At 72.5% G+C, this 20,071-nt stretch carries 17 protein-coding genes; 9 read left to right on the forward strand and 8 right to left on the reverse strand.

Annotated elements, in window-relative coordinates:
• Positions 1-141: 141 nt before the first annotated feature.
• Positions 142-597 carry a winged helix-turn-helix domain-containing protein gene (locus AMIS_RS26615; RefSeq protein WP_014445521.1) on the reverse strand — a complete coding sequence of 152 codons (456 nt, stop codon included), beginning with the start codon at positions 595-597 and terminating at the stop codon, positions 142-144.
• A gap of 314 nt (positions 598-911) precedes the next feature.
• On the opposite strand from AMIS_RS26615, the gene AMIS_RS26620 reads away from it, so the two are divergent.
• On the forward strand, positions 912-1,289 hold the full coding sequence (locus tag AMIS_RS26620) for an ankyrin repeat domain-containing protein (RefSeq protein ID WP_014445522.1): 378 nt from the start codon (positions 912-914) through the stop codon (positions 1,287-1,289).
• Here the strand turns inward: AMIS_RS26620 and secA2 are convergent.
• Genes secA2 through AMIS_RS26635 form a run of 3 tightly spaced genes read right to left on the reverse strand, consistent with a single transcriptional unit; the run spans position 1,273 to position 5,689 of the window.
• Positions 1,273-3,564 carry an accessory Sec system translocase SecA2 gene (gene secA2 / locus AMIS_RS26625; protein WP_014445523.1) on the reverse strand — a complete coding sequence of 764 codons (2,292 nt, stop codon included), beginning with the start codon at positions 3,562-3,564 and terminating at the stop codon, positions 1,273-1,275. The two genes, AMIS_RS26620 and secA2, sit on opposite strands and share 17 nt — an antisense overlap.
• A 57-nt stretch (positions 3,565-3,621) precedes the next feature.
• Complete coding sequence (locus AMIS_RS26630) at positions 3,622-4,719, reverse strand: zinc-dependent alcohol dehydrogenase (RefSeq protein ID WP_014445524.1); 1,098 nt, start codon at positions 4,717-4,719, stop codon at positions 3,622-3,624.
• Positions 4,712-5,689: a Gfo/Idh/MocA family protein gene (locus AMIS_RS26635; RefSeq protein WP_041831304.1), complete on the reverse strand. Its 978-nt coding sequence runs from the start codon at positions 5,687-5,689 to the stop codon at positions 4,712-4,714. The genes AMIS_RS26630 and AMIS_RS26635 overlap by 8 nt, the downstream gene beginning before the upstream one ends.
• 190 nt (positions 5,690-5,879) lie before the next feature.
• Here AMIS_RS26635 and AMIS_RS26640 point away from each other — a divergent pair, with 190 nt between their 5' ends.
• The 6 genes from AMIS_RS26640 to AMIS_RS26665 all read left to right on the forward strand — a co-directional run bounded on the left by AMIS_RS26640 (position 5,880) and on the right by AMIS_RS26665 (position 11,836).
• Positions 5,880-6,878 carry a glucosyl-3-phosphoglycerate synthase gene (locus AMIS_RS26640; protein WP_014445526.1) on the forward strand — a complete coding sequence of 333 codons (999 nt, stop codon included), beginning with the start codon at positions 5,880-5,882 and terminating at the stop codon, positions 6,876-6,878.
• A gap of 8 nt (positions 6,879-6,886) precedes the next feature.
• Positions 6,887-8,002, forward strand: a complete 1,116-nt coding sequence (locus AMIS_RS26645; protein ID WP_041831305.1) for a glycosyltransferase — start codon at positions 6,887-6,889, stop codon at positions 8,000-8,002.
• Between the two features lie 66 nt (positions 8,003-8,068).
• Entirely contained in the window at positions 8,069-8,809 is a 741-nt protein-coding gene (locus tag AMIS_RS26650; protein ID WP_014445528.1) for an ATP-binding protein, read from the forward strand.
• Complete coding sequence (locus AMIS_RS26655) at positions 8,806-9,186, forward strand: chemotaxis protein CheB (RefSeq protein ID WP_014445529.1); 381 nt, start codon at positions 8,806-8,808, stop codon at positions 9,184-9,186. Before AMIS_RS26650 ends, AMIS_RS26655 begins: the two co-directional genes overlap by 4 nt.
• 21 nt (positions 9,187-9,207) lie before the next feature.
• The gene (locus tag AMIS_RS26660) at positions 9,208-11,046 is read left to right on the forward strand and encodes a CheR family methyltransferase (protein ID WP_014445530.1); all 1,839 of its coding nucleotides are present in this window, start codon (positions 9,208-9,210) and stop codon (positions 11,044-11,046) included.
• Positions 11,047-11,104: 58 nt separating this feature from the next.
• Positions 11,105-11,836 (forward strand): ATP-binding protein, encoded by a 732-nt coding sequence (locus tag AMIS_RS26665; RefSeq protein WP_014445531.1) that lies wholly within the window; start codon positions 11,105-11,107, stop codon positions 11,834-11,836.
• A gap of 72 nt (positions 11,837-11,908) precedes the next feature.
• Here AMIS_RS26665 and AMIS_RS26670 read toward each other — a convergent pair whose 3' ends face one another.
• Positions 11,909-13,048, reverse strand: coding sequence for a SigB/SigF/SigG family RNA polymerase sigma factor (locus AMIS_RS26670; RefSeq protein WP_014445532.1), 1,140 nt, complete (start codon positions 13,046-13,048; stop codon positions 11,909-11,911).
• A gap of 2,506 nt (positions 13,049-15,554) precedes the next feature.
• Between AMIS_RS26670 and AMIS_RS26680 the strand changes: the two genes are divergently transcribed.
• Together AMIS_RS26680 and AMIS_RS26685 are read left to right on the forward strand one after the other, a co-directional pair.
• A complete protein-coding gene (locus tag AMIS_RS26680; protein ID WP_014445534.1) occupies positions 15,555-16,076 on the forward strand; it encodes a hypothetical protein in 522 nt (173 codons plus the stop codon).
• Positions 16,077-16,261: 185 nt separating this feature from the next.
• A complete protein-coding gene (locus tag AMIS_RS26685; RefSeq protein ID WP_014445535.1) occupies positions 16,262-17,740 on the forward strand; it encodes a glutamate--cysteine ligase family protein in 1,479 nt (492 codons plus the stop codon).
• Here the strand turns inward: AMIS_RS26685 and AMIS_RS26690 are convergent.
• Genes AMIS_RS26690 through cobO form a run of 3 tightly spaced genes read right to left on the reverse strand, consistent with a single transcriptional unit; the run spans position 17,716 to position 20,071 of the window.
• Positions 17,716-18,135 carry a cobalamin biosynthesis protein gene (locus tag AMIS_RS26690; protein WP_014445536.1) on the reverse strand — a complete coding sequence of 140 codons (420 nt, stop codon included), beginning with the start codon at positions 18,133-18,135 and terminating at the stop codon, positions 17,716-17,718. The two genes, AMIS_RS26685 and AMIS_RS26690, sit on opposite strands and share 25 nt — an antisense overlap.
• Positions 18,132-19,478: a cobyrinate a,c-diamide synthase gene (locus AMIS_RS26695; protein ID WP_014445537.1), complete on the reverse strand. Its 1,347-nt coding sequence runs from the start codon at positions 19,476-19,478 to the stop codon at positions 18,132-18,134. Before AMIS_RS26695 ends, AMIS_RS26690 begins: the two co-directional genes overlap by 4 nt.
• Positions 19,472-20,071, reverse strand: coding sequence for a cob(I)yrinic acid a,c-diamide adenosyltransferase (gene cobO, locus AMIS_RS26700; RefSeq protein ID WP_014445538.1), 600 nt, complete (start codon positions 20,069-20,071; stop codon positions 19,472-19,474). The genes AMIS_RS26695 and cobO overlap by 7 nt, the downstream gene beginning before the upstream one ends.

The following is a 20,071-nucleotide window of genomic DNA, read 5'->3' on the forward strand; positions in this document are numbered from 1 at the left end:
GCCGCAGTCCGGGCCGCAGCGGCACGTCCGACGTCACACGGCGCAGCGGCACGCCCGACGTCACACCGCCCAGCGGCTCGCCGGACGTCACACCGCGCAGCGGCACGCCGGACGTCGCGCACGTCACACGGCGCGGCGGGCTCAGTCGTGGGGCAGGACCGCGATGTGCGCGTCGTCGGCCAGCCGGTACCCGACACCGTAGACCGTCGTGATCGCCGGGACGTTCGCCCCCAGCTTCAGCCGCAGCCGCCGCACGTGCACGTCCACGGTCCGCTCACCGGCCCGCTCGTAGCCCCAGACGGCGGCGAGCAGCTGCGCGCGGGAGAACACCCGCCGGGGCCGCTCGGCGAGGTACAGCAGGAGATCGAACTCGAGCCGGGTGAGCGGCAGCGCGGCGCCGTCGAGCAGCGCCTGCCGGGAGCCGGTCAGCAGCCGCACCTCGGGCCCGGAGACGAGTGGCGGCTCGACCGGCTCGGCGGCGGCCTGTTCCACGGTGACGGTGCCCTTGCTCAGCTCCACCAGTTCACGGACGGCGCTGAGCAGTTTGTGCGCCTGTGGCGAGACGGTGTCGCCGGTCAGCGGAATGGCCAAGGTCACGGTCAGCGCCGGCTCGGCGGGTCGGCGGCCGGGGCCACGGCCCGGTCCGGCGGAACGGCGATCGGCACGCGGCGACAATGCGCTGCCCGGCATTGATTCATCCCCCAGAATTTGCTGCGGCAAGCGAATACAAGTGATCACTGTGCGTAAACGCGGACGATATTTCCCGCCCGCCGGTTCGCGGGTCAAGTCGCCAACCACAGTGTGGGAAAGACGTTCCATATTGTTCGCGTGCGCAGAAACGCATTCGAGTAACGCTTTCTTTCAACCTCATTAAAGATTGCCGAACGGCATGCACGGGTACGCACACCGGCGTGGCTGAGCTTGACGAAGAGACCCTGGCGTTCGCGCACCGCATGTTCGATCTGGCACGTTCCGGGGACCCGGAGCTGCCCGCCCAGGTGGCGGCTGGACTCCCGGTGAACCTGACCAACGACAAGGGCGACACCCTGCTGATCCTGGCGGCGTACCACCAGCATCCGGGCATCGTGACGGCCCTGCTCCAGCTGGGAGCGGACCCGGACCGGGTCAACGACCGCGGGCAGACCGCGCTCGGCGCGGCGGTGTTCCGGAAGAACCAGGAGACGGTGAACGCGCTGCTGGCCGCCGGCGCGGATCCCCACGCCGGACGGCCCTCAGCGGTGGAACTGGCTGAGTACTTCAAACTGCCGGAGGTCAGCCTCCGGACGTGAGGCGGCGCCCCACCGCGGCGATGAGCCGGTCCAGCTCGCTGCCGAACGGGTTGTCGTGCACCAGGTACGTCCAGGTGGCGCTGGGCCGGACGATCTCGGCACGCTCGGGCTGCCAGCCGTCGGCGAGGTCGACCTCCTCGAACGTCTCGATGGTGCGCGCCTCGACCTGGGTGAGCAGTTCCTGGAACGCCGGCACGGCGGCCCGGTGGAACTCGTCGAGCGGGTCCAGCTTGCCCAGGGCCCGCAGGTGCACGCCCTCCCGGACCTCGGAGAGGAACGCGAGGTGGTCGGCCCAGAGCCGGTCCAGGTGGAAGAGGGCGATCGCGCGGGCCGCGTCGGAGAGGACGTCCTCGTCGGTCTCCTTCGCCTTCTCCGCCGATTTCTCCAGCAGCATGATCGCGGCGACCTCGGAGGTGAGCAGCCGCTCCCGGCGCTCGGCCAGCAGCAGGCGCTGCTGCTCGATGATCTGGCTGTACCGCCAGGTGTTGCGGTGGATCTCGTAGTTGACGCCCTCGGCGACCCGCTGGGCGTGCTCGACCGCGTAGTCCACCTGCGGGTCGTGCACGACGCCGTCCATGTCCATCCGCGGCGAGGACGGGACGATGTCACCCGCGTGCCGGCTGACCAGCTCGTCCTCGAGACTCACGAAGAAGACCGAGGCGCCCGGGTCACCCTGCCGGCCGGCCCGGCCACGGAGCTGGTCGTCGACCCGGCGGCTGTCGTGCCGGCCGGCGCCGATCACGTAGAGACCGCCGAGCTCGACCACCCGGTCGCGGCCGGCCTCGTCGCTGCCGCCGAGGCGGATGTCGACACCACGCCCGGCCATCTGGGTGGAGACGGTGACCGCGCCGAGCGCGCCGGCCTCCGCGATGATCGCGGCCTCCTCGGCGTCGTTCTTCGCGTTCAGCACGTTCGCGGGCACCCCGGCCTCGGCCAGCTGGCGGGCCAGCGTCTCCGAGGCCTGCACGTCCAGGGTGCCGATCAGCACCGGACGGCCCTTCTCGTGCGCGATCTTGATTTCCTCGACCAGGGCCTCGTCGCGCGTGTCGTGCGCCGAGTAGATCCGGTCCGGGTCGTCCTCGCGGATGTTCGGCGTGTTCGGCGGGATGACCGCCACCTCGAGCTTGAAGTACTCCCGGAGCTGCTCACCGACGTGCACCGCGGTCGCGGTCATGCCGCAGACCGTCGTGTAGAGCGCGATGAAGGCCTGCACGGTGATCGTGTCGAGGACCTCGCCCTCGGCGGTCGCGGACAGGCCCTCCTTGGCCTCCACGGCCGCCTGCAGCCCGTCCGGCCAGCGGCGGCGCTGAGCCACCCGGCCGCGCATCTCGTCGATCAGCTCGACGCCGCCGTTGCGGACGATGTAGTCGACGTCGCGGCGCAGCAGCGCGTGCGCGTGCAGCGCTACGTTCAGCGCGGAGAGGTGCGCGACCTGCTCGTCGGCGTACAGATCGATGCCGCCGAGCTCCTCCTCGAGGTGCTTGAGCCCCTCGTCGGTGAAGGCCACGCTGCGGCCGTCGTCGGCGGCCTCGTAGTGCTTGCCGGCACGCAGCCCCCGCATCAGGGCTGCGGCCTCGTGCACCGGGTCGCTCTCCACCGCGGTGCTGCCGGCCAGGACCATCGGCACCCGGGCCTCGTCGATCAGGATCGAGTCGGCCTCGTCGACGATGGCGGTCGCCAGGTCGCGCTGCACCCGGTCGGCCACGTCGGTGACCAGCTGGTCACGCAGGTAGTCGAAGCCGGCCTCGCTGACCGAGACGTAGGTGACGTCCGCCGCGTACGCCTCGCGGCGCTCCTCCGGCGTCATCAGCTCGGTCACCCAGCCCACGGTCAGGCCGAGGAGCGTGTAGATCGGCTCCATCCAGGTGGCGTCGCGCTTGGCGAGGTAGTCGTTGACCGTGAGCACGTGCACCGGGCCGTGCCCGAGGCGGGTGTGCCCGTACGCCGCGAGGGTCGCGGTGAGCGTCTTGCCCTCACCGGTGGCCATCTCGGCGACCCGGCCGTCGAGCAGCGCCATCGCGCCGAGGAGCTGGACGTCGTACGGCCGCTGACCGATCGCCCGCCGGGCCGCCTCGCGGCCGATCGCGCAGATCTCCGCGTAGTCGTTCGCCTCGCGTGCCGCCTCGGTCAGCGCCGCGTCGTCCAGTTCCTTCAGCGCGTCCTCGCGCGCCTCGATCGCGCCGAGCCGCTTCGACAACGGCGCGAGGTCCACCGTCGTGCCCGGGCGCTGCAGAAACTTACGGACACGGCTCTTCAACCGCTGCGACACTCCCATGGCGCGCAACGGTACTTCATTTCCGCCCTTCTCAGGCGGCGGACCTCCGCCGGGCCGTCAGAAGGAGAGCACCACCTGCAACTCCTGCCGCGTCCGGTCGGCGAGGCCGGCGAGGACCGCGGGCCCCTCGGCGAACGGCACGACCGCTGTCACCAGATGGTCGCGGATCGCGCCGCCGTCGGCCCGGAGCAGGTCGAGGGTCGCGGCGGAGAGCCGTTCCCGGTCCCAGGAGTGCGCCAGCCCGCGCGGCACCCGGCCGATCTGCGCGCAGCGCACGCCGAGGCCGTTGTGGTGGAACTCCTCGCCGAGCCGGACCTCGTCCGCGCCGCCCGGATAGAAGGCCAGGTCGATCACGGTGCCCTGCGGGCGGAGCAGGCGCAGCCCGAGGTGCAGCGCGGCGGCCTGGCCCCGGCACTGGAAGACCACGTCGGCGCCGCGGTCGCCGTCGGCGTGCCGCCAGCGGGTCTTCAGGACGACCGCCGGATCATCCGCGTCCGGGCCGCTGTCCAGCGTCTCGATGCCGAGGGCCTCGGCGATCGCGCGGCGCTGCGGCGTCGGGTCCAGGATCACCACCGAGGCGGCGCCGTGCTGCCGGGCGAGGAGCGCGGTGAGCAGGCCGACCACGCCGGCGCCGACGACCGCGACCCGGGCGCCGAGGACGCCGTCGCCGAGCGAGCGCACCGCCGGGCCGAACCGGTCGGCGGCCGCGTGCAGCAGGCCGTTCGCGCAGATCGGGCCCATGTGCGCGGCGTAGATGCCGAGCACCGGGTCCAGATCCTCGGGCAGCACCACCACCCGGTCGCGCAGCGGGTCACCGATGTAGGCGGTGCGGTGGCCGTAGGTCATCGCCACCACCGTCCCGTCCCGGTAGGCGGGCGTGCGGCTCTCCTCGATCCGGGCCACCTCCATGTACCCCAGCCGGTTCACCGGGTAGGCCTGCTCGGGCGGTGCGCCGAAGAGCCCGAGCGCGGTGTCGAAGCCGGCGTGCAGGGCCGGGTTGGTGCCCTTCAGGAACGTCAGCTCGGTGCCGGCCGAGATGCCGCTGAACAGGGTGCGGGCCCGGAATCCGCCGTCCGGCACCTCCTCGTGGGGAACCTCGGCGATCTCGAGGCGGCCGGGTCCGGCGACGATCAGGTTCTGCTCGGTGTCAGACACGCGCGGCCTCCGCGCGGGGCACGGCGATCGGGCGGCCGGCGGCCACCGACTCGGCCACGGCCAGGGCCACCTCATGGGTACGCAGGGCCTCGCCGTACGGGACACGCACGTCCTCGGCCTCGCCCCGCACCGCAGCGACGAACGCCCGGTCGACGGCGGTGTGCGCGCTCACCGGGTCACAGGTGATCACCTCGGCGCCGCCCGCGTCCCGGACCACCAGCTCGCTCTCGGTCAGCGCGAGGGCGAGCCCGTCCGCGTACACCTCCAGACCGGCCCGCTGCTTCCAGCCCAGCACGCAGGTGGCCGCCAGGGTGCCGACCGCGCCGGAGGCGAACCGCAGCACCGCGGTGGTGGCGCCGTCCACGTCGGCATCCGGGGCGTCCGGTGGCGTCCCGTTGCCGTAGGCGAACACCTCGTCCACCTCGCCGCCCAGGTGCCGGGCCAGGTCGATGACGTGGGCCGCCTGCTCGACGACCGGGCCGCCGGACTTCTCGGCGCGCGCCCACCAGGCCACCGGCGGCACCTTGTCGAGCCAGGCGCCGCTGATCAGCCGGATCGGCCGGCCGGCGAGCAGTTCCCGGGCGCGCTCGACGACCGGGAGGTACCGCCAGTGGTGACCGACCGCTGTCAGGAGGTCACGGTCAGAGATGAGACCGGCGATTTCCACGGCGGTGTCTCTATTGATCGAAATGGGCTTTTCCACGAACATCGGCAGTCCTGCCGCGACCACCGCACGCTCAGCGTCACCGTGCGCGAACGGCGGCACGCAGACGTAAACGGCGTCCGGTCCGGATCCGATCAGGTCCTCGACGCTGCCGTACACCTGTGCGCCGACCTCGCCGGCCAGGCGCGCCGCGGCCTCCGGCACCACGTCGGTCACTCCGGTGACCTGCGTGTCCGGCAGCCCGGACAACACCCGGGCGTGCCGCTGCGCCACACCTCCGGCGCCGATCAGACCGATTCGCGTCATCGTCACGTGCTCCCCGTCCGTCATACCCGTCAGTTGCGGACCGATGGATATCCCGACGCCCGGATCCCAAACTCTCCACGGAGGAGTGCACCTGTACGCATTCAACCGGTAACCAACCGGAAAGATTGGTAAAGCCGCGAACTGGGAAAGGCTGGCCCCGCGGAAGATCGCGAACTTGGGGGGAACGCTGATGTGGCATTCGCACGAGACCGCCTCACCGATCGTCGAGGCATGGACGACATACCGGACCGGCCGGGCAACACAGTGGACAGCCCGGCAGCTGGCCGCCGCGAAGGGCGGCACGGGGGTGAGCGTCGTCATCCCGGCCCGTGACGAGCAGGCCACCATCGGCGCGATCGTCGCCACGATCCGCCGTGAGCTGATCGAGAAGGTTCCGCTGGTCGACGAGATCGTGGTCGTCGACTCGCGCTCCACCGACGCCACCGCCACCATCGCCCGCCGGGCCGGCGCCCGGGTGGTCAGCCAGGACCGGCTCACCCGTGGCCTGCCCCGGATGGAGGGCAAGGGCGACGCGCTCTGGGCCGGGCTGGCCGCCAGTACCGGGGACGTCGTGGCGTTCGTCGACGGCGACCTGCGGGAATTCTCCGCGCACTTCGTCACCGGGCTGCTCGGGCCGTTGCTCACCGAGGCGGACGTGGAGTTCGTGAAGGGCTTCTACCACCGCCCGCTGATCGGCCCGGCCAGCGTCGAGACCGACGGCGGCGGACGGGTCACCGAACTGGCCGCGCGGCCGCTGCTCAACCTCTTCTTCCCGGAACTGGCCGGATTCGTCCAGCCGCTCGCCGGCGAGTACGCGGGCCGCCGCCGCACCCTGGAACGCATCCCGTTCGTCTCCGGCTACGGCGTCGAGGTCGGCATGCTGATCGACCTCGTCGACCTGGTCGGCCTGGACGCGCTCGCCCAGGTGGACCTCGGCGAGCGCAAGCACCGCCACCAGGGCACCGAGGCGCTCGGCCGGATGGCCGCGCAGATCATGGTGACCGCCTGGTCCCGGATGCACCGCCGCGGCCTGGTCGCCGATCCGATGCCGCCCTCCACGCTGCTCACCCAGTTCCGCCGCGGCGTCGGCGACGCCCTGCCCAACCTGGACCGGCAGATCGCGGTCACCGACACCGGCGTGACCGAGCGTCCCCCGCTGGCCTCGCTGGACCGGGCGGTGGCCGCGTGAAGGTGCTGATGAACGCCGGCCCGTGGCTGCCGGTTCCGCCACCGGGTTACGGCGGCATCGAGAACATCGTCGCCGCGCTCGTGCCGGAGCTGCGGCGGCTCGGCGTCACGGTGGTGCTCGCCAGCGTCGGCGAGAGCACCCTCGAGGCGGACGCGCACGTCGCGGTCTTCGACCGGGGACAGTTCCCGGCGATCCAGCGGCCGTACAACCAGGCCGTCGGCGTGGTGCAGGCACACCAGCACGCGGTGGTCCGGGCGCTGCGCGAGCACGGCGACGTCGACCTGATCCACGACCACGTCGAGGCGGCCGGGCTGGTCACGCTCGCCACCCTCGGCGGCGACGCGCCGCCCGGCCTGCAGACCCTGCACTGGGACCTGCACAAGCACCCCGAGCTCTACGGGAGCTTCGACGGCGGCGGGCGGGTGTTCGTCAACGGCGTCTCCGCGGCCCAGCTGGCCCGGGCCCCGCAGGCGCTGCGGGACCACGCGGTCGGGCACGTCCACCTCGCCACGCCGCTCGCCGCGGAGCCGCCGATCGAGGTGAACAAGGGCTCCTACGCGGTCGTCCTCGGCCGGATCAACCCGGGCAAGGGACAGGATCTGGCGGCCCGGCTCGCGCACGAGCACGGGTTCGATCTCGTGCTGGCGGGACCAGTCGGGCCGTACCGGAACGCCTCGGAGCTCGCCGCCGCCGAGAGTGACCCGGCCGCCCAGCTCAACCCCGACGTGATCTTCTGGCGGGAGAAGGTCGCCCCGCACGTGGACGGCGTGCGGGTTCGCTGGATCGGCACGGTGACCGGCCGGGACCGGGACCTGCTGGTGGCCGGGGCCCGCGCGGCGCTCTTCCCGCTGCGCTGGGAGGAGCCCGGCGGCACCGCGGTGGTGGAGTCGCTCGCGCTCGGCACCCCCGTCGTCGGCATCGCGCGGGGCTGCCTGCCGGAGCTGATCGAGGACGGGGTGACCGGGCTGCTCACCGATTCCGAGGAGGCGCTCGGCGAGCTGACCGGCAAGGCCGTCACCATCGATTCGCGGGCGTGCCGGGCCGAGGCCGAGCGCCGGTTCACCCCGGCGGTGATGGCGGAGGGTTATCTGTCCCTCTACGAGCAGATCCGGAACCGGTCCTGACGTTTGCCGGACCCGGACGCCGGGCACCTCCCACCACGACGTACGTGGTGAGGAGGCGGGACCCCTATGCTCAGCCAGCTCGTGTGCCGGCCGGAGCGGGATCTGCCGGTGGCGGTGCTCACCGTCAGCGGGACCCTCGACCGGGTCACCGGTGACGCGCTGAGCACCGCGGTCCGGCGCAGTCTCGCCCGGGTGCCGGAGCGGCTGCTGCTCGACGTGGCGCGACTGCGCGTCGCCGACCCGCTCGCCCTCGCCACGCTCGGCACCGTGGTCTGTCAGACGGCAGAGTTCCCCGCGGTGCCGATCGTGGTGTGCGGGGCCGACGCGGCCACCCGGGACGCACTGGCCGCCGCCCCGGACTGCGCCGGACTGGAGATGGCCGGCGACTGCGCCGCCGCCCTCGCCGCGGCCGACGCGGCGCCGCACCCGCCCGGCATCCGGGTCCGGCTGCGGCCCGTCCCGGAGGCCTGTCGCCAGGTCCGTCAGCTGGTCACCCAGGCCTGTGCCGCGTGGCAGCGCTCGGACGCCACCGCGACCGCCACCCTGGTCGCCACCGAACTCGTCGCCAACGTGGTCCGGCACGCGCACACCACCATGCAGTTCACCCTGGGCCTGCGGGACGGGAGACTCACCATGGCGGTCCGGGACGGCAGCCGGCGCATGCCGCGCGCCCTCGATCCGTCGATCACCGACGCCGGCGGGCGCGGGTTGCGCCTGGTCCGGGACCTCACCGACGCCTGGGGCGTCCTGCCCACGGCTGACGGGAAGGTGGTCTGGACCCAGCTCACCGCGGGAGCGGCGGCGTGACGGGAGAACACCGGGACGTGGTCGCGGTCGGCGCCTCCACCGGCGGCGTCGAGGCCCTCCGCGCGCTGGTCGCCGGGCTGCCACCCGATTACCCCGGCACGCTGCTGGTCGTCCTGCACGTCCCGCGGGACGCGCCGAGCGCGCTCCCCCGGATCCTCACCCGCAGCGGCCCGCTGCCGACGCTCTCGGCGAGCGACGGCGAGCCGATGGTGCCCGGGCACGCGCTGAGCCGCCGGATGGCGGCGACCCGGCCGGCCCGCGGCAGCGGCGCCCGCTTCCTGGCGATGGCCGAGGACGCCAGCGCCGCCGGCGCCACCCTGCGGGAGCTGATCGGCCGGCTCGGCTCGCCCGCGTCCAGCGCGGCGAAACCGGCCTGACGTACGGTAGCGTTGCCAGCCGTGCAAGGGATCGACCCGAACTTCGAGGCGCTGCTCGCCTACCTCAAGGAGTCCCGGGGTTTCGACTTCACCGGCTACAAGCGCTCCAGCCTGATGCGCCGGGTGTCCCGCCGGATGGGGCAGGTGCAGGCGCGGGACTACCAGGAGTACCTGGACTACCTCCAGGTCCATCCGGACGAGTTCACCGCCCTCTTCAACACCATCCTGATCAACGTGACGGCCTTCTTCCGGGATGCCGACGCCTGGGACTATCTGCGATCCGACGTGCTCGAGCCGATGATCGCGTCCCGGCCGGCGGACTCCACGATCCGGATCTGGTCGGCCGGGTGCGCCTCAGGCGAGGAGGCCTACACGCTCGCGATGGCGCTCGCCGAGGTGGTCGGGCTGGACCAGTTCCGGGAACGCGTGAAGATCTACGCCACCGATGTGGACGCGGAGCAGCTCAACGAGGCGCGGCAGGCGGCGTACGGCAAGCGCGACGTGCAGGCCCTGCCCCCGGAGCTGGTGGAGAAGTACTTCGAGCCGATCAACGGGCGGTTCGTCTTCCGCAAGGACCTGCGGCGCTCGGTGATCTTCGGGCGCAACGACCTGGTGCAGGACGCCCCGATCTCCCGGATCGACCTGCTCACCTGCCGCAACACGCTGATGTACTTCAACGCCGGAACACAGGCGAAGATCCTCGGCCGGTTCCACTTCGCCCTGGCCGACACCGGCGTGCTCTTCCTCGGCAAGGCGGAGATGCTGCTCAGCCACTCCAGCCTGTTCACGCCGATCGACCTGAAACGCCGCGTCTTTCGCCGGGTGCCCCGCCTCTACGCCCCGCCCGGCGTGGTCTTCACCGACCCGCCGGCGGTGCCGGCCGTCGGGGCCACCGGCCTGGACGAGCTGCGCAACGAGGTGTTCGCGTCCAGCCCGCTGGCACAGCTCGCGCTCACCTCCGACGGCATGGTCGCGCTCTCCAACCGGCAGCTGGAGAACCTGTTCGGCGTCTCCTCGCGGGACATCGGCCGGCCGTTCCGCGACCTGGACCTGTCGTACCGGCCGGTGGAGCTGCGGCGCTTCATCGAGCAGGCGCAGCTGGAACGGCGCACGCTGCGGGTCAGCGACGTCGAATTCCACCGGGGCACCGAGGTCACCTACCTCGAATTGCAGATCAGCCCGCTGAGCGGCGCCGACGGCAACCTGCTCGGGGTCAACCTGATCTTCCACGACGTGACGTCGGCTCGCCGCCTCCAGGACGATCTGGAACACGCCAACCAGCAGCTCGAAGCGGCGTACGAGGAACTCCAGGCGACCAACGAGGAGCTGGAGACCACCAACGAGGAGCTCCAGTCGACGGTCGAGGAGCTGGAGACGACGAACGAGGAGCTCCAGTCCACCAACGAGGAGCTGGAGACCACCAACGAGGAGCTCCAGTCCACCAACGACGAGCTGCAGAGCATCAACGACCAGCTGCGGATCAGCACCAGCCAGCTGGACGAGGCGAACGTGTTCCTGGAGACCGTGCTGACCAACCTCCAGGCCGGCGTCGCCGTGGTCGACCCGGACCTGCGGATCCGGATGTGGAACCGGCGGGCCGAGGACCTGTGGGGGCTGCGCTCCAGCGAGGTGATCGGCCAGCACTTCCTGAATCTCGACATCGGCCTGCCGATCGACCAGCTCCGGCCGCTGCTGCGCGGCGTGCTCGGCCCGGACGGCATCTCCGCGGGCACCGAACTCGACGCGGTGAACCGGCGTGGCCGGGCGATCATGGTGCGGGTAGCGTGCACGCCGTTGAGCCGTCCCGGCGGCGCTCCGGGCGAGGGCGACGGGGCCATCGTCGTGATGGAGACCGCCTGACAGTTTTGTTCCGTCCCGGCGAGGGTATGCGGCGGTCCTCGGAGAGAAGGCGGAAATCATGGCGGTCCACTGCGACGTGCGCTCCGACGGTCACACCCTTGTCGCGTCCCCGATCGGCCGGCTCCAGCTCACCGACGTGGTGCCGCTGCGGGACAGCCTGCTCAAGTGTCTCGCCGAGCAGCCCGAGGCGCTCCTCATCGACCTCGCCCGGCTCCACGTCGAACAGCCGCTCGCACTCGCCGTCTTCACCACGACACTGCGGCAGGCCGCCCGCTGGCCGGGCACGCCGGTGTTGCTCTTCGGCCCGCCGCCGCGAACCCGGGACCTGCTGATCAGCGGCGCTTATCAGCAGCTACCGCTCGCCGCCGATCTGGCGTCGGCCCGCGCCCGGCTCAGCGACGGCCGCCGCGTCATACCCGTGATCCGGGAGGACCTGCTGCCGGCGACCGGCTCCACCCGGCACGCCCGGGACGTCGTCACCGACGCCTGCCTCTGCTGGGACCTGCCGGACCTGGTGGCGCCGGCCAGCCTGATCGTCACCGAGCTCGTCGCCAACGCCATCGACCACGCGCACACCATGATGGCGCTGCGGGTCTCCCTGCGGACCCGGTACCTGAGCATCGCGGTCCGGGACGGCTCGACCGATCCACCGGTGCCGGAGGGCTCGGATCAGCCGGATGTGGCTCGCGGCCGCGGGCTGTTGCTGGTCAGCTCGGTCGCCGATCATTGGGGCTGGCTGCCGTCCGAGGGCGGCAAGGTGGTCTGGGCCGCCCTCCGGCGCGAGCCGTAATCCTCGGCTCTCTTCAGCCGCGCCGCCGGCCCTTCGCTGCGGCGCCTTCGCCGCCGGTCCTTGCCAGCGCGGTCAGCAGCGGCGCAGCACGGCCTCCAGGCCGGAGACCGCCAAAACCCGGGCGACGTACGGCTGAGCCCCGCTCACGCAGAGATCCACCCGCGCCTCACCGGCCGCCCGCACCGCCTCCACCAGCACCGCGACACCCGCCGCGTCGACGAGCGGCACACCGGAGAAGTCCACCACGACCGCGCCCGAACCCGAGCCGATCGCATGCCGCAGCCCGATCCGCAGTCGCTCCACGGTGTCCCGGTCAACCTCGCCGCGGACCCGCACCACGGCCGCCGCGTCCTCGGCGTCCACGAGCACCTGCATGCCGTGATGCTGTCCGGTGCGGGACTCGGCGCCCTCCCAGCGCGGCGTGGTGTCACTGAGCATCGCCTCGCGCAACCACGCCAGCGCCCGGCTGAGCAGCCGGGACACGTGCATCTGGGAGATGCCGAGCTCGGCGGCGATCTCCGCCTGGGTCCGGTTGCCGTAGAAGCGCATCGCCAGCATCCGGCGCTCCCGGGCCGGCAGGCGCATCAGCAGGTCCGTCACGGTGAGCTTGTCGGTGATCGACTCCAGGTCGTCGTCCACGTCGCCGAGCAGGTCACCGAACTCGGCGAGGCCGTCGCCGGTGACCGGGGCGTTCAGCGACGCCGGCGAGTATCCGGCGGCCGACTCCACCGCCTCCAGCACGGCGGCCTCGGTCACCCTCAGGTGGGCGGCAAGCTCGGCGATGCTGGGGGTACGGGCGAGAGTGCTGGTCAGGACCGTCGACGCGTGCCCGACCTCGAGGCTGAGATCCTGCACCCGGCGCGGCACGTGGACGCCCCAGGTGCGGTCCCGGAAGTGGCGCTTCAACTCCCCCGAAATGGTGATCACCGCGTAGGCCGTGAAGGAGCCGCGCTCCGGGTCGTACCTGTCGATCGCCTTCACCAGGCCGAGCCGGGCCACCTGCTCCAGGTCCTCCAGGTACTCGCCGCGGCCGCGGTAACGGCGGGCGAGCCGGCCGGCGAACGGCAGGCAGTACCGGATCAGGGTCTCCCGCAGGGAGTCCCGCTCCGCAGAGGTCGCCGTGTCACGGCACTCCGCGTACCGCGCCGCGGCGGCGTCGAGATCCTCGAGCGTGTTGTCCGCGGCTTCGCCGACGATATTGCGCGAGGTCATATCAGGCCTTTCCAGGACATAATCCGGGGCAGCGCGGCGTGCGTCTCCTCATCGGCACGCTAGTGCCCTGCCCATATGCGATCCAAACACCATCCGCCGACGGTGCGCCGCAGGTCGTCCACCGGCGTGTCATCGCTGCCGGTTCCGCCGGGAGGGCAGCCCGGACGGCGCCTCGTCCGGGCCCTCGTCACCCGGGCCGGCACCCGCGGCGTCCGGTCCCGGTCCGGGGCCCGCAGCGTCTCGTCCCGGCCCGGGGCCCGCAGCGTCCCGCCCCGGCCCGGGACTCGCAGCGCCCCGTCCCGGTCCGGCGTTCCCGACCGGCGCGGCGGCCCGGCCCGGCAGCCCGGACGGGGATTCCGGGGCCGACGGGGGGTTGTGCTGCCCCATGTCGGGCGCCTGCAGCGGCGGGCGGCCGGCGGGGTTGTGCTGGCCCATGTCGGGAGCTTGAAGCGGGGGCCGCTTAGCGGAAGCACCGGCGCCGGCGCCGAGCCCGGCAGGCGGTCCGGGAACGGCGGGTGCTCCAGGCCCGGCAGCGGGCGACGGCAAACCCTGGGAGGCCGCGGCCGGCGCTGGGGATGCGGCCGGAGGTGCGCCTGGCGGCTGGTGCTGGCCCATGTCAGGGGCCTGCAGCGGCGGACGCTTGGGGGTGGTCGCCGGGGAGCCGGGGGTTGTGGAGCTCCGAGGGAGGCCAGCAACCGGCAAACCGGACGGCGGCACATCGGGCGCCGAGGGCTTGGCCGGCGTTGCAGGGATCTGTGGGTCGCCGGCCATGGGCGCGCGGCCCGGCAAAGGGGCCGGGCCAGACAAAGGCGCTGCGCCCGGCAAAGGGGGCGGGCCGGACAAAGGGGCTGGGCCGGGCATGGGGGCGGCACCGGGGTGCTGGCGGTCGGCTTCGCGGCCCAGTATGGCGGCGGAGGGGAGGAAGGATGAGGGTTCGGGTTCGGCGAAGGGGGCGGACCCTGCCGCGGCCGGGATGCCGCGCGGTTCGGCAGGGAGGCCGACGCCGGACTGGCCGGCCGGTAACGCGCCTGCCGGCCGGGGCGAGCGCGGGAATCTCGGGGCGTCGAGAGGGCTGTTCTGCTGACTGTAGAGCGGGGGCTGCCGCATCAGCTCATCCAGGTCGTCGAGCGGAGGCACGGCGGCGGGGGCGGTTTCGGGAGCCGGGTGGGCGGCGGGGACGTTCGCGGGCTCCCGCAGCTGATTGCCGCCGGCCCCGGTGCTGATGCCGGACCCCAGGATCGGACCACCCGCAGACATGGCCGGACCCGGCACGCCAGGCCCGGACTGGGCGGGACCCGCCACGGAAGAGCCGGACAGCGACGGACCGGACGAGGATTCACCCGGCAGGGATACACCGGACGGCGAGATGACCGGCGGCAGGCCGGAGAGGGAGGACTCGGTCTCCGAAATGCCGGAATAGGACGCGGAGACGCCCACGTGATGGCTGGGCTGCGCCTGCGATGGGCCGACCGGCGTCCGGGGCAGCGAGACTCCAGCGTCGAACCGGCCCCCGGCAGCGGATTCGGTTGAACCGGCCTGAGCGGCGGATCCGGGCGGGACCGCTGGGCTGGGCGGTGAGGCCGGCTCACTGTGGCCGACCACCGTGCCCGAGGGCTCGTTCTCCGAGGCGGGGAGGCGCTCGGGTGAGTCGGCTGCCGGGTTCCACGGGGGGCGGCTGGTGGTGTTCTCCCCCGTACCCTCCGTGGTGGTTTGCGGAAGCCACGGCGGGGACGCCGGATTCGGCGCGGGCGCAATGATGCCGGACGACGACGGCGGGGCGGGCGGGGGCCAGGTGAGGCCCGGACCGGCGGCGGCCGGGGAGGTGGGCGGACTCCAGACCGGGGGCTCCGCGAGGCCGGGCACCGCCCAGGGCGGCGTCACCGACGCTCCGAGATCCGGCGACGGGGGCACGAACGAGGGGGACAGGAGCGACGAAGGCACCGGCGACTGAGGCACGGGCGACGGGGAGGGCGGCGACGGCGCGGGCACCGGGGAAGATGCCGGCACCGGCGCGGGGCCCGGCGTCGGCAGCGGACCCGGCATCGGTGCGGGCGCGGACGACAATGTGACCGGGCGGGCCGCCGCGGACAGACCCGACTCCTCGGCCAGCCCGGCGGCCACCAGCACCTCGGCTGCCGACTGGGCGGTCCGGCAGGGCAGGCGCTCGCCGCAGGCCGGGCATTCCGTGGCGCCCGGATCGCCGGTGTGCGCCTCGACCATCTCGCGCGCGGTGCGTGCCAGCACGCTCTCCGGTTTCACGTACGCCTTCGTGGTCGCCACTGGACTCCGCCCCCCATCGGCGGGTCGCGCCGGGGTGCACGCGGCCCGAAGTCCAGTTCACCCCGCCGGGCGTCGCGGCAGGGCCGGTTTCCGCAGATCGCCGCAAATCGCAGCGAAGTACCTCGTACCGGAGGTAAGCAGAGGTGTTGAGGAATCCGGCATTCACTCACGGTGCTTAAGCGCGCTCTCTCCGTAACATGAAGGAATATCCAGGAGGTGACCCCCCATGGACGACACCGAACTGCACCGTGAGCGAATCCTCCGGCACGTCAGCCCGATCATCACCGGCCGCTTCGTCGGCTTCCAGGCCTCGTACACCCGCGAGGTACGGGTGGGCCGAGCCCTCGCCATCGCCGTCTTCGTCACCGCGGGGATCGCGCAGATGATCGGCTCGCTGATGCGGATGCGGCCCGCCCGGCGCTCACTGAAGGACCTCCGCAAGGGTCCGGAGTTCCTGGTGACCCCGGTCCGGCTGCGGGACGACCTCGGGCAGACCTACGAGATCGAGATGCACGGGCAGCTCCCGCAGTCGGCGCTGCACCGCGGCGACCTGGTCCAGGTGCGCACCCAGCCGCAGGCCGACCCGACGCTGCCGGTGAAGCTGATGCAGGTGGTGAACCTGACGACGATGCAGCCGCTCACCCCGCGCATCCCGACCCGCTGGTCACACCTCGGCCCGGCGATGCTGCTGCAGGCCGCGGCCGGGTTGACGATCTTCGGCGTGGTCCTGGCCGCGCTGCTGCGGTGAGGCCCAGGTGAGAATTCCGCGCTGAACGGGTAACGCTCCGTCCATGCTCGTCGGAACTTCATCCTCGTCAATGTCAGTGGACACCTTGGCCATCTGGCGACAATGCCCGGCTCTCCCGATGAGAACGTCGATAGACAACCGTCATCATGAGGCCGACGCCGTCATCGGCTGAAGGGTGGTGCGCCATGGGCGAGAAAGTCGAACAGACCGAATTCTCCCGTGAGGACCGGACCCGCTATCGGCAGAAGATCCGCCGAAGCCTGGACGTCTTCGCGACGATGCTGCGGGAGGCCCGGTTCGAGTTCGAACGGCCACTGACCGGGATGGAGATCGAGCTCAATCTCATCGACGACAACGCCGACCCGGCGATGCGCAACGCCGAGGTTCTCGGCGCGATCGCCGATCCGGACTTCCAGACCGAGCTGGGCCAGTTCAACATCGAGATAAACCTCCCGCCGCGCCGGCTCGCCGGTGACGACTTCGCCGAGCTGGAACGGGGCTTGCGGGCCAGCCTCAACCAGGCCGAGCGGCGGGCCCGGGCGGCCGGCGCGCACATGGTGACGATCGGGATCCTGCCCACCCTGCGGCGCGAGCACCTCACCGGCGAGGCGCTCACCGTCAACCCGCGGTATCAGCTGCTCAACGAGCAGATCTTCGCGGCCCGCGGCGAGGACCTGGACATCCGCATCGACGGGGTGGACCGGCTCGCCGTCACCACCGACACGATCGCGCCCGAGGCGGCGTGCACCAGCACCCAGTTCCATCTCCAGGTCAGCCCGGCGGAGTTCGCCGCGTACTGGAACGCCGCGCAGGCGATCGCCGGCGTGCAGCTCGCGCTCGGCGCCAACTCGCCCCTGCTGCTCGGCCGGGAGCTGTGGCGGGAAACCCGGATCCCGCTCTTCGAGCAGGCCACCGACACCAGGTCGGAGGAGATCCAGGCCCAGGGCGTACGGCCGCGTGTCTGGTTCGGGGAACGCTGGATCACCAGCGTCTTCGACCTGTTCGAGGAGAACGTCCGCTACTTCCCGGCCCTGCTGCCGATCTGCGACGTCGACGACCCGGCCGACATCCTGGAGCGCGGCGACATCCCCGAGCTCTCCGAGCTGCGGCTGCACAACGGCACGGTGTACCGCTGGAACCGGCCGATCTACGCGGTGGTCAACGGGCGCCCGCACCTGCGGGTGGAGAACCGGGTGCTGCCGGCCGGCCCGACGGTCGCCGACACGATGGCGAACGCGGCGTTCTATTACGGTCTGACCCGCTCGCTCGCCGAGGCGGAACGCCCGTTGTGGACCCAGATGAGTTTCCGCGCGGCCGAGGAGAACTTCCACAATTGCGCCCGGCACGGGATCGACGCCACCGTTTTCTGGCCGGGGCACGGCACGCTGCCGGTCACCGAGCTGGTGCTGCGCCGGTTGTTGCCGCAGGCGTCCGAGGGGCTGGACCGGTGGGGTGTCTCACCGGCACAGCGGGACCGGCTTCTCGGCATCATCGAGCAACGCTGCCTGACCCATCGCAACGGCGCGTCGTGGCAGGTGAACACGCTGCACGGGCTGGAGGCGCAGGGTCACGACCGGCAGCACGCCCTGCACGAGATGCTTCGCAGATACCTTCCGCTGATGCACGAGAACATTCCCGTTCACGAATGGCCCGTGACGAAATAGGCGGCCCCGCCGGCGAGTCGCCCGGTGGGCGACTCGGCGAGCGCCACCGTGGTCCTGCCGCGGATCCGCTTCGGCGCCAGCAGCACGCCGCCCGGACCGGCGGCCAGCAGCGCCGCCGCCTCCGCCACACCCGCCGTGCCGGTGGCCGCCTCGGCCGCCGCACTGGGGTTCGGCACCGGCACCGCGGCCAGCGCGGCGGCCGGGAACCCGAGCAGCCGCCACCCGGCCGACGCGGCCAGCTCCTGAGCAGCGCGTTCGGCAACCCGCCGGTCCAGGGAGGCGAGCACGCCGACCCGGTCCGGCGGGATGCCGCAGGCGGCCAGCACCGACCGCACCGCGGCCGACAGCTCCGGCGCGCCCACCCCGGACCGGGCGCCGAATCCCACGACGATCACGCCGCCGCCCGCACCAGCCGCTCCGCGATCCCCCGGTGCCCGGCCCAGTGCAGGTGCAGGTACGACGCGTGCAACGCCGGCCCGGCGAACCCCTCCGGGTCCGCGCCCCGCCACGCCCACGCCGCTCCCCCGGCCGGCGACAGCAGCACCCCGGATCGCGGATGCACCACGGTCCGGTGGAACTCGTGCCCGGTGACCCGCGTCCCGGCCGCCGCCAGAGGGCTGTCCGACAGCGCGACAGCGTCCCGGTAGCCCAGCGTCAGCGACGGCGTCATCGCGGCCTCGGCGTCGATCACCCCGCACATCGGCTTGCCGTCCAGCGACTCGCACAGCCACAGCAGACCCGCGCACTCGGCGGCGATCGGCCCCCCGGCGGCGGCCAGCGCGGCGACCGAGGCGCGCAGCGGGGCGTTCGCGGACAGCTCGGCCGCGTACACCTCGGGGAACCCGCCGCCGACCACGAGGGCCCGGGTCCCGGCCGGCAGCGACTCGTCGCGCAACGGGTCGACGGTCACCACCTCGGCGCCGGCCCCGGCCAGCAGCTCGGTCGTCTCCGTGTACCCGAAGGAGAAAGCCGGACCACCGGCGACCGCGACGATCGGACGGCCCGGAACCGGATCCGCGGCGAGCGGGCTCCACGCGGGGACCGTGAGCGGCGGCGCGGAACGGGCGACCGCCGCGACCGCGTCCAGGTCGACCGAGGCGGCGATCAGCGTGGCGAGCGCGTCGACCGAGGCCAGGGCCTCCGCGCGGCGTTCCGCGGCGGGGACCAGCCCGAGGTGCCGGGACGGTGCGGCGACCGCCTCGGCACGGCGCAACGCGCCCAGCACCGGCGTGCCGACCTCCTCGCAGGCGTCCCGGAGGATCTGCTCGTGCCGGTCCGAGCCGACCCGGTTGAGGATCACCCCGGCCAGCCGTACCGTCCCGAAGCTGCGGAAACCGTGCACCAGCGCGGCCACCGAACGGCCCTGCGCGGCGGCGTCCACGACCAGGATCACCGGGGCTTGCAGCAGTTCCGCGACCTGGGCGGTGGATCCGGTCTCGCCGGCGCCGATCCGGCCGTCGTAGAGACCCATCACCCCCTCCACGATCGCGATCTCGGCGCCCGCCGACCCGTGCGCGAAGAGCGGCCCGATCATGTCCTCGCCGACCAGGACCGGGTCCAGGTTGCGCCCCGGACGCCCGGCCGCGAGCGCGTGATAGCCCGGATCGATGTAGTCCGGGCCGACCTTGAACGGCGCCGTCGTGAGGCCACGCTTGCGGAACGCCGCCAGCAGCCCGGTCGCCACGGTCGTCTTGCCGTGCCCGGACGCCGGCGCCGCGATCACGACCCGGTTCACCATTCGATGCCCTGCTGTCCCTTGCGTCCCGCGTCCATCGGGTGCTTCACCTTGGTCATCTCGGTGACCAGGTCAGCCGCGGCGATCAGATCCGGGTGCGCGTCCCGCCCGGTGATCACGATGTGCTGCGTACCGGGGCGGTCCTTGATCGTCGCGATCACGTCGGCCACGTCCACCCAGCCCCATTTCATCGGGTAGGTGAACTCGTCCAGCACGTAGAACTTGTAGCTCTCCTTCTCGAGATCGCGCTTGATCTGCGCCCAGCCCTCGGCGGCCTCGGCGGCGTGGTCACGCTCGGTGCCGGCCCGCTGGATCCAGGACCATCCCTCACCCATTTTGTGCCAGGTCACCGGCGTGCCGTTGACACCGTCGAGGGCCTTCAGCGCCGACTCCTCGCCGACCTTCCACTTCTGCGACTTCACGAACTGGAACACGCCGATCGGCCATCCCGCGCTCCACGCCCGCAGCGCCATCCCGAACGCCGCCGTCGACTTCCCCTTGCCCGCCCCGGTGTGCACGGCGAACACCGCCTGCCGCCGCCGCTGCCGCGTGGTCAGCCCGTCGTCCGGAGTCACCGCGACTTTGCCTTGAGGCAT

Origin of the sequence: Actinoplanes missouriensis 431, from assembly GCF_000284295.1 — a bacterium.
GTDB lineage: Bacteria > Actinomycetota > Actinomycetes > Mycobacteriales > Micromonosporaceae > Actinoplanes > Actinoplanes missouriensis.

What these genes read in the sequence shown, in the direction of transcription:
- secA2 (WP_014445523.1), bottom strand. Translation starts at nt 3,564, where the DNA reads ATGGGAGTGTCGCAGCGGTTGAAGAGCCGTGTCCGTAAGTTTCTGCAG.
- AMIS_RS26635 (WP_041831304.1), bottom strand. Translation starts at nt 5,689, where the DNA reads ATGACGCGAATCGGTCTGATCGGCGCCGGAGGTGTGGCGCAGCGGCAC.
- AMIS_RS26640 (WP_014445526.1), top strand. Translation starts at nt 5,880, where the DNA reads ATGTGGCATTCGCACGAGACCGCCTCACCGATCGTCGAGGCATGGACG.
- AMIS_RS26645 (WP_041831305.1), top strand. Translation starts at nt 6,887, where the DNA reads ATGAACGCCGGCCCGTGGCTGCCGGTTCCGCCACCGGGTTACGGCGGC.
- AMIS_RS26650 (WP_014445528.1), top strand. Translation starts at nt 8,069, where the DNA reads ATGCTCAGCCAGCTCGTGTGCCGGCCGGAGCGGGATCTGCCGGTGGCG.
- AMIS_RS26665 (WP_014445531.1), top strand. Translation starts at nt 11,105, where the DNA reads ATGGCGGTCCACTGCGACGTGCGCTCCGACGGTCACACCCTTGTCGCG.
- AMIS_RS26670 (WP_014445532.1), bottom strand. Translation starts at nt 13,048, where the DNA reads ATGACCTCGCGCAATATCGTCGGCGAAGCCGCGGACAACACGCTCGAG.
- AMIS_RS26680 (WP_014445534.1), top strand. Translation starts at nt 15,555, where the DNA reads ATGGACGACACCGAACTGCACCGTGAGCGAATCCTCCGGCACGTCAGC.
- AMIS_RS26685 (WP_014445535.1), top strand. Translation starts at nt 16,262, where the DNA reads ATGGGCGAGAAAGTCGAACAGACCGAATTCTCCCGTGAGGACCGGACC.
- AMIS_RS26695 (WP_014445537.1), bottom strand. Translation starts at nt 19,478, where the DNA reads ATGGTGAACCGGGTCGTGATCGCGGCGCCGGCGTCCGGGCACGGCAAG.
- cobO (WP_014445538.1), bottom strand. Translation starts at nt 20,071, where the DNA reads ATGCCTCAAGGCAAAGTCGCGGTGACTCCGGACGACGGGCTGACCACG.